Below are 7,967 nucleotides of genomic sequence, written 5' to 3'. Positions count from 1 at the left end.
ATTTGTCGTCATATGGGTAGGAATTTGTCGTCATATGGGTAGGAATTTGTCGTCATATGGGTAGGAATTTGTCGTCATTGATGCGCTAGACACGTTTAATATCAACGTATTCAACGTGTCTAAAAGCATTTAAAAGCATTAAAAGCATTAAAAGCATTTTTGGTTGTTGATAACTAAAGAATTAAAAGCTTTGTTTTTTAATGGTTAAAACATGAATTAACTTACTTAATTTTGCATAACAGGGATTTGTTCCATGGGTATGAATCAGGGTTATCAATACACGTTTTAGAATCAATACGTGCATAATAACCATCTGCACGTTTGGTAATACTAGGCATGACTTGAGCCTTAGCGAGTTCATCATAGTCTGCTTGTCGATCACTGATTTCAGCTTTACTAGGAACAAACAACCAAGATAAACCAAATGTAAAAAGCACAATTGAAAAGCAAACAGCACTAAATATCATAGTTACCTTCCAGCTAAGTTTTTTTGCTAAATCATCGCTAAAGTCACTGCCAATATCTTCAAGCTTGTCTTTAGTATCTTTAATAATAGCAGTAACGGCACCTTCTACACTCTCTTTGAGCTTCTTGCTTTGATCGTCATACGTGTTCTCATACAGTTTGAAAAAGCCCTGTCTCTCTTTAAATTCAGTTTTTGAGTTGGTAGCAGCAACCTTAATATTTTCTAATTCTTCTCCAACCTTATCAGCAACCGTTGATAGCTTTTTAGTCGCTGTGTCTATATGGGTGGTAAAGCCCTTATTTATCAGGGCATGATAGCTTTCTTGGTTTTTCTCAAAGGCTACGCTTATAGTGTTTTTGATAGATTGAATGGTGTTGTCTGTGATCGACTGGGCGTTGTCTTGATACGTTTTTAATAGCTCAGTTAACTGCCTTATCATTGCTGAAATTTGCTTTACATGTTCATCATTTGTTTGACCCTGAGCTTTACCTTCTGCTAATAGCTCTTGCTGGTGTTCGATGAGTATTTGAAGGGTAAATATTATTTCTGCTATTTCAATCGACTGGGCGTTGTCGGTCATATCTGAAATCCTAGTCCTCTGCTACGACTGCGATTGATATCATAGCTATGGTCATTAATGGCTGATGAGACGCTCTGTATGCGCTCCTGCTGCGTTTGAGTGAGGTTTTGCTTATGCTCAGGTACCATAGCATCAAAAACGCCCTTTAATGCTGCTGTATACTCTTTTTGCGTCATGCTCTGTCGTGTGCTTTTGCTACTATCTAATGCTGATTGCGATTGCGCGATAAGGGTGTTGCCTAAACGCTCGTATTGAACCTCTGCAAGCTCTCGTTGGTGCTTTGTGGTGCTAGGGTCGCGTTGATAGCTTGTTAGCTCTCGCATAAGGGTATCTGCGGCTACTATAGCCACAAGATGTTTGCCAAACTCACTGTTTGAATCTATTTTCTGCAAGTGTGGCTTATCAAATTTAATGAGTTGCTCTGCCAGTTGCTTAAAGTGCTGTTTAAATTGCCGCGTCTCCATAGCAATCCTTTCGCGTATCTGGTCTCTACGCTGTTGTTGCTCTCGCTTCTCTTGTTCTAACTGCTCTTGCTTTTTTTGTTCAGCGGCAACTATTTTCTGCTGCCTTAGTCGCTCTTGCTCGGCTTGCTGTGCTTTCTCACGGTCAAGCTTCATGGTTTTGAGTCTATTTGCCATATCGTAAGCGCGTGTTAGGTCTGCTTGAGAGACTTTGCGCTCTTTAAAGTCAGGTTTAGGGGCAGCTGGGACGATAAACAGCTTGCTTTCGCGTAGATCTGCAATGGTTCGATCTGCTTTAGCATTGGTTTTTTGGTTGTCGTCTAAGTGTTTGTTCCAAACCAACTCATTAGACTGGGTAATCTCACGGTTAAACCTACCTTTTTCAGTCGGTATCCCTTTACGTTCCATGTGCGTAGCATCTTTACCCATCTTGATTTGGGGTACTAGATCGATACCTTGTGATTTATAACTACGGCTGTCGATTAAATGATGCCCTTTCGCTTCCAGCACCTTGTTGGCGGTATGTTCCCACAGCTCACGCACTGTCTTAATCTCAGCGCTCATGCGTGGTAATCCTTTTTTCCTACGGTCATCGTCTGATATTTCGCTGTCGGCTTTGTCTTTGGTTAAGTAGATTTTGCCGTCATCGTCGATCGTGGCAGTGCGCGTGGTCAATAAAATATGGGCATGGAAGTTAAGAGGGCTTGCACCGCGCTCGATTTCTTTAGCGGTTGGTACATGGATCGCGCAATCGGCGATTACTTGGTATCTATCGGCTAGGGTTCTGGCGAAGTCATGAGCTAAGACTTTACGATCTTGTTCACTCAATTCATGCGGTAGGGCGATCAGCCATTCACGAGCCACACGACTATTTTTTCGAGTCTCATTACGTTCAGCCATGTTCCATAATTCGGATCTGCCAATGTCGCCACCAGCTAAGGCAGTCGGCAAAATAATATCAGCACTTAATACGCCACTGCGTTTTTCATAGTCATGCGTTTTTCCATGTTCTTTATCTTCATCAAGCAATTTATCACCGGCACGATAGGCAGCAGCAGCAACCGCATTTTGCCCTTGCCCTCTCGATACTGACTTGGTGCTTGCCATGAATATCGCCATAACGACTACCTATTTCGAGCTTGGTTTTTGGGGTTTGGGGTGTCCCCAACGTGTTTTGAGAATTGTGAAATATGAACCGTTAGGTGAATATATCACAGTTCTCGAAAACGCGCTCTTACGCAGAGGGCGACAACCATTTTACGCTTTGTAGATATTTTTATTAGTGGCTATTATATTATTTCTTGCTACACTAGATTTCACTTATATCTAAGAATCCTTTTAAAGCAAGTATTACTAAGCGAAAAAATTATAAGAACGATCCAATAAAAGTATTAATTCCGTCTATTCTTACAAGAAACTCAAACCTTATACTAATGCCAAGGCAATTTTTATATGAAAACATCAATAGGCATTAGAGTAACGCCTTCCATAATATTTTTTTCAGTGATTTCACTTAAAGAAGATGGACTTGATTTTAGAGTCATAGACAGGATAGTTAATCCTAAAGCACTGAAAACTCCAGAGCAGTTGAAATATATTAGAAATACATTGAGTGATATTATTCATGAATTTTCAATTACAAACGCTTGTATTCGAGTAAGTGAGACTAATGCGAAGGGCTTAAGTATAGATAGAATCTATATTGAAGGAGTTATACAAGAGTTATTTGCAAGCTCATGTATTGAAGAGTACTTCGTTGGGCGAATAGCGAATATCAGCTCACGTTTAAAAATTAAAAGAGAAGATTTCAAAGGCTTTTCTCAAGGTAAAAAAGATTTTCTAGATATCGAAGAGTGGAAGGAATACAACATAGAAGAGCGTGAAAGTATCATGTCAGCTATCAGCGCATTGGAGATCTAAATAATGACTATAGGACTACATACTGCTGAACTGAACTTTGAGTTTTTGAGAGAAATTGGTCAAGAAGGAAGAAATTCACAAGTCTATGCCGCCCATGACAAACAGCTTGATAAAGAAATCGCAGTCAAAAAAATTAGAAAAGATAGTATTGAGCATGTAGATGATTATTACGAAGAATCGAAGAAATTAAATACTTCTTATCACAGTAATATCGTTAATGTGATGTATGGATGTTCTGATATTGACTATATTTATATAGCCATGCATTTCTATGAAAACGGATCTTTGAAATCATTGATTAAAGACCGATTTTTGACTGTAAGAGAAGTCATTCGTTATTCTATACAATTTTTATCAGGGCTACACCACATTCACTCTAAAGGCTTAATTCACTGTGATATAAAACCGGATAATATATTAATCTCAGATAGTGATGAAGCACTATTATCGGATTTTGGGCTTGCCAAATTCATGGATGAGTCTGGCTATGTGAACCAAGCAGGTGTTTATTCTAAGCAAGCCCCACCTGAGGTTCTTGTAAGTCATGATAAGACTATTCATTACGATATATATCAAAGCGGTCTAACAATGTATAGGCTGCTTAATGGGGAAGATCATTTCAATAATCAGCTTGAAAAATTTACAACTATGGAAGATTATAAAGAGGCTATAAGAACAGGGGCATTTCCTGACCGTCATAGCTATCTACCTCATATTCCTACAAAAATGCAGAAAATAGTTAATAAGTCTCTAAATATAGAAATCGAAGATAGACATTGTAATGTGCTGGAATTAATCAACGAGTTGAGTAATGTTGCAGACGGAATAGATTGGATATATGAGCCAGATGAATTAACTCGTAAGTGGACTAAAAGTATAACTAACCCTGTTATTGAAACAATACTTTCCACTGATAAAGACGGTCTCTATAGTATTGTTACTACAAAAACTAACGGGTCTTCTTCACCAAAAAAGGTGACAGCACATTGTAATACTCAACTTTCTGACTATAAGTCAGAACTAAAGAGAGTATTTAAATTATGAAAATACTAAACCAGAACTTAAAAAGAGAAAATCTTACTAGGGCTAAGAAGACAACTAAGCCTTTCGTCATCCCTAAAAAAGACATGACTGAAGAAAACATCAATATAGTTATTGATGGCTCCTACTGGATAATCTCTAAAGGCTCATCTAAATCTCAAGAAAACCCGCAGCTATTTTGGGAAAAATAGCTGCAATATCAGAGTAATGGGCAGCTAGTCAAATAATAGAGCCTTTTGGTGATCCATCACCAAAAGGCTTCATCATAAGTTAGTTTTGAATAAATATATCGAGGTCAGAGACAGACATGGCAAACGAAAATAGCGGTCTGCACTCCGCAAAGCGTAATAAAAAAGACGAGTTTTACACTCAAATAGTCGATATCGAACGAGAATTGAGGCATTACCGAAAACAATTTGAAAATAAAGTGGTTTACTGCAACTGTGACGACCCTTATATCAGCGCTTTCTTTGAATATTTTGCTAAAAACTTTGAATTTTTTGGTTTGAAAAAACTGATCACAACTTGCTATAAAAGCCAAGAAGTTGATCTATTTAGCCAAGGCGATTCAGAAGTATCTATAAAGTTAGAATACACTGGTGGTGCCGAGAATAGCTTGCCAAGCCCCGATGACATTGGTGTAACTCCATTAGAGGGCGATGGTGATTTTCGTAGCCAAGAGTGCATAGAAATTCTAAAAGAAGCAGATATTGTTGTTACTAATCCACCGTTTTCGCTATTCAGTGAATACGTCTCCCAACTAGCTAGTTTTGATAAAAAATTTATTATTATAGGAAATCAAAATTCGATTACTTATAAGGATGTCTTTCCTCTTATCAAAGATAATAAAATGTGGCTTGGTTATGGCTTTAAACGAAATATGGCTCATTTTATTGCGCCACACTATGAGGATACAGCTTCTGATACTGATCATAAGGAAGGTATGATTCGAGTATCGGGGGTCGTTTGGTACACGAACCTTGACAATAAAAAACGCCATGAAGAGATGATATTAGTACAACACTATCGAGGTAATGAGGCAGCGTACCCAAGTTATGATAATTATAATGCGATAGAAGTATCGAGAACTCAGAACATTCCTTTAGATTATGATGGTGCTATGGGGGTTCCGATTACTTTTCTTACCAAATACAACCCCGAACAGTTCGAAATTATTGGTTGCAGTTACTCTTATGGAGAACCAGTCGGCTACCATAAAGAAGGTGCTAGTTTCGATGTGAGTATTAATGGTAAACAGGTTTACAAGCGACTTTTTATTCGCAACCGAAATCCAATAATTTAAGAGACATAAATGGATATTACATTAAAGAAAATTACTATCAAGAAATTGGTGGAGAATTACCAAGATAACGAAGAGGCTGGAGTATTAGGTTATAACGGACTATTAAATATTCGTCCACCTTACCAACGTGAGTTTGTTTACAATGATAAACAGCGCGAGGCAGTAATTGATACGGTTGCTAGAGGTTTTCCACTCAATACAATGTATTGGGCTGTAATACCAAACGGCTTTGAAATTATTGATGGTCAGCAGCGCACGATCTCAATTTGCCAGTATGTAGATGGTGCTTTTTCATATAAGGATCGGTATTTTCATAACCTACAACAAGATGAAAAGGATGCAATTCTTAGTTACGAATTGACAGTCTACCAATGTGAAGGAGCAGACAGTGAAAAGCTGGACTGGTTCAGAACCATTAATATTGCTGGAGAAAAACTTACTGAGCAAGAGCTACGTAATGCAGTGTATGCAGGGTCATGGACAACAGACGTTAAGCGTTATTTTTCTAAGACACAGTGTGCCGCTTGGCAACTTGGCGAAAAGTACATGACAGGCACACCTATCAGGCAAGACTACCTTGAAACTACCATTTCTTGGATAAATAATGGTGACATAGAGGATTATATGGCTAGGCACCAACATGAAACAAACGCCAACCCCTTATGGCTCTATTTCCAAGCTGTCATTAGCTGGGTCAAAGCTACATTTCCAAAGCATCGAAAGGAAATGAAGGGTATATCTTGGGGAGTTCTTTATAATACTCACAAAGACGATAACCTCGATCCAACTACTTTGGAAGTAGAAACAACTCGTCTAATGGCTGATGATGAAGTAACAAAGAAAAAAGGTATATACGAATATTTGCTTACAAATAACGAAAAACATTTGAGCATCCGTACCTTTACAGATAATCATAAACGCACTATGTATGAACGCCAAAAAGGTATTTGCAAAGCTTGTACAGAGTATTTTGAACTTAGTGGAATGGAAGCTGACCACATCACACCTTGGTCACAAGGTGGAAAAACAGAGTTGGTTAATGGTCAGATGCTTTGCCGTGAATGTAATCGTAGGAAGTCTTCTAAATAGTAAAAGGGTGTTTGGACTTAGTAATCCAGATAACCCTTAATAGGGCGTTTACTAAACTGTGAAGCGTCTTGTTTAATACGCTTGACCATCTCAAACTCCCAAGCTTTAGTATTCTGACCAGCTGGGCTAGTAGATTTAACCAAATGATTATAATCCGCCATAAAGCTAGGATTACGTACAATACGCCCTAGCTGCAAATCATTTAAACCGTCAATGGTAAACATATCTGCTGTGTTTATATCTCTTTCTGGTTGTAAGCTTTTTGGCTTATCTTTCATTGACACTTTAAATTTGAAGCCTACTATTACTGTTCCTTTCTTTTCTTGCGTATAGCTAACCTTTATATCCGTTTTATCATTGATCTCTTTAACAGAAGCATCTAAGACGCGGCGTTTGAAGTCGCTCATACGTTTATAATCATCAATGCCCAGACCTAATTGCTCTCTAAAAATATCTAATTCAAATAATGGGGTTTTACGAGCTTCACGCCATTGTATAAGAAGCTCATACAGTCTTACAGCGTATAAGCTCTTTAATTGTGCCGTTTGCTCTAGTGTATATTTTGTGAAGAATTGCTCAATTCCATGAATGCGAGTGATCTCATTAACAACGGCAGGTGTGAAGATAACCTCTATCGCTCCCTCACCATCAATGTATGTAGCTTGGCTAATCCAACGTGACTTTACTTTGAGATCACGTTCATCCATGAAGGTAAAACGACGCTCGAACAAATTAGTTTCTGCGTCTATTAGTGCTTCATAAGCTGTTTGTTTAGAAACCTGAAAAACCTCAGCATATCTCATAGCGTTTATTCTTAGTGGGGTGTCAGAGCTAAGCCCCTTGTTTTGTTCTCTACTATCAATAATAGCCAGCTGTATCAGTCTAATTTCAGCAAGTGATAAATTCTGGATTGCTGTATTAAGACGATTTGACTTTACTACCAACTCTGTTTTACTGTTTTTCATAGTCGAAATCCTAGAAAAATATTAAAGACATTGTCATATAAAGACTCTTTAGAGTCAAATATTTATTTGTCGTCATATGGGTAGGAATTTGTCGTCATATGGGTAGGAATTTGTCGTCATATGGGTAGGAATTTGTCGTCAT

8 protein-coding genes are annotated in these 7,967 nt (G+C 38.1%); 5 read left to right on the top strand and 3 right to left on the bottom strand.

Going from position 1 to position 7,967, the window contains the following annotated elements; all coding sequences use genetic code 11:
- Positions 1-221 precede the first annotated feature (221 nt).
- Together H0262_RS13030 and H0262_RS13025 are read right to left on the bottom strand one after the other, a co-directional pair.
- Positions 222-1,046, bottom strand: coding sequence for a hypothetical protein (locus tag H0262_RS13030; protein ID WP_181211049.1), 825 nt, complete (start codon positions 1,044-1,046; stop codon positions 222-224).
- On the bottom strand, positions 1,043-2,614 hold the full coding sequence (locus H0262_RS13025) for a MobA/MobL family protein (protein WP_181211048.1): 1,572 nt from the start codon (positions 2,612-2,614) through the stop codon (positions 1,043-1,045). The genes H0262_RS13030 and H0262_RS13025 overlap by 4 nt, the downstream gene beginning before the upstream one ends.
- 345 nt (positions 2,615-2,959) lie before the next feature.
- On the opposite strand from H0262_RS13025, the gene H0262_RS13020 reads away from it, so the two are divergent.
- The 5 genes from H0262_RS13020 to H0262_RS13000 all read left to right on the top strand — a co-directional run bounded on the left by H0262_RS13020 (position 2,960) and on the right by H0262_RS13000 (position 6,860).
- Complete coding sequence (locus H0262_RS13020) at positions 2,960-3,427, top strand: hypothetical protein (RefSeq protein WP_181211047.1); 468 nt, start codon at positions 2,960-2,962, stop codon at positions 3,425-3,427.
- A gap of 3 nt (positions 3,428-3,430) precedes the next feature.
- Positions 3,431-4,471, top strand: a complete 1,041-nt coding sequence (locus H0262_RS13015; RefSeq protein WP_181211046.1) for a serine/threonine-protein kinase — start codon at positions 3,431-3,433, stop codon at positions 4,469-4,471.
- Positions 4,468-4,659, top strand: coding sequence for a hypothetical protein (locus tag H0262_RS13010; RefSeq protein ID WP_181211045.1), 192 nt, complete (start codon positions 4,468-4,470; stop codon positions 4,657-4,659). The genes H0262_RS13015 and H0262_RS13010 overlap by 4 nt, the downstream gene beginning before the upstream one ends.
- Positions 4,660-4,775: 116 nt before the next feature.
- Positions 4,776-5,771 carry an adenine-specific methyltransferase EcoRI family protein gene (locus H0262_RS13005; RefSeq protein ID WP_181211044.1) on the top strand — a complete coding sequence of 332 codons (996 nt, stop codon included), beginning with the start codon at positions 4,776-4,778 and terminating at the stop codon, positions 5,769-5,771.
- Between the two features lie 9 nt (positions 5,772-5,780).
- The gene (locus H0262_RS13000; RefSeq protein ID WP_181211043.1) at positions 5,781-6,860 is read left to right on the top strand and encodes a DUF262 domain-containing protein; all 1,080 of its coding nucleotides are present in this window, start codon (positions 5,781-5,783) and stop codon (positions 6,858-6,860) included.
- Between the two features lie 17 nt (positions 6,861-6,877).
- On the opposite strand, the gene repM is transcribed toward H0262_RS13000, so the two are convergent.
- Positions 6,878-7,825 carry a replication initiation protein RepM gene (gene repM, locus H0262_RS12995; RefSeq protein WP_181211042.1) on the bottom strand — a complete coding sequence of 316 codons (948 nt, stop codon included), beginning with the start codon at positions 7,823-7,825 and terminating at the stop codon, positions 6,878-6,880.
- Between the last annotated feature and the right edge of the window lie 142 nt (positions 7,826-7,967).

This window comes from Psychrobacter sp. D2 (assembly GCF_013608135.1).
Taxonomy (GTDB): Bacteria; Pseudomonadota; Gammaproteobacteria; order Pseudomonadales; family Moraxellaceae; genus Psychrobacter; species Psychrobacter cryohalolentis.
This window is presented reverse-complemented; position numbering and strand designations above follow the sequence as displayed.

Excerpts from the sequence above, each read along its gene's own strand:
- H0262_RS13020 (WP_181211047.1), top strand. The coding sequence starts at position 2,960 with ATGAAAACATCAATAGGCATTAGAGTAACGCCTTCCATAATATTTTTT.
- H0262_RS13025 (WP_181211048.1), bottom strand. The coding sequence starts at position 2,614 with ATGGCAAGCACCAAGTCAGTATCGAGAGGGCAAGGGCAAAATGCGGTT.
- H0262_RS13005 (WP_181211044.1), top strand. The coding sequence starts at position 4,776 with ATGGCAAACGAAAATAGCGGTCTGCACTCCGCAAAGCGTAATAAAAAA.
- H0262_RS13015 (WP_181211046.1), top strand. The coding sequence starts at position 3,431 with ATGACTATAGGACTACATACTGCTGAACTGAACTTTGAGTTTTTGAGA.
- H0262_RS13010 (WP_181211045.1), top strand. The coding sequence starts at position 4,468 with ATGAAAATACTAAACCAGAACTTAAAAAGAGAAAATCTTACTAGGGCT.
- H0262_RS13030 (WP_181211049.1), bottom strand. The coding sequence starts at position 1,046 with ATGACCGACAACGCCCAGTCGATTGAAATAGCAGAAATAATATTTACC.
- H0262_RS13000 (WP_181211043.1), top strand. The coding sequence starts at position 5,781 with ATGGATATTACATTAAAGAAAATTACTATCAAGAAATTGGTGGAGAAT.
- repM (WP_181211042.1), bottom strand. The coding sequence starts at position 7,825 with ATGAAAAACAGTAAAACAGAGTTGGTAGTAAAGTCAAATCGTCTTAAT.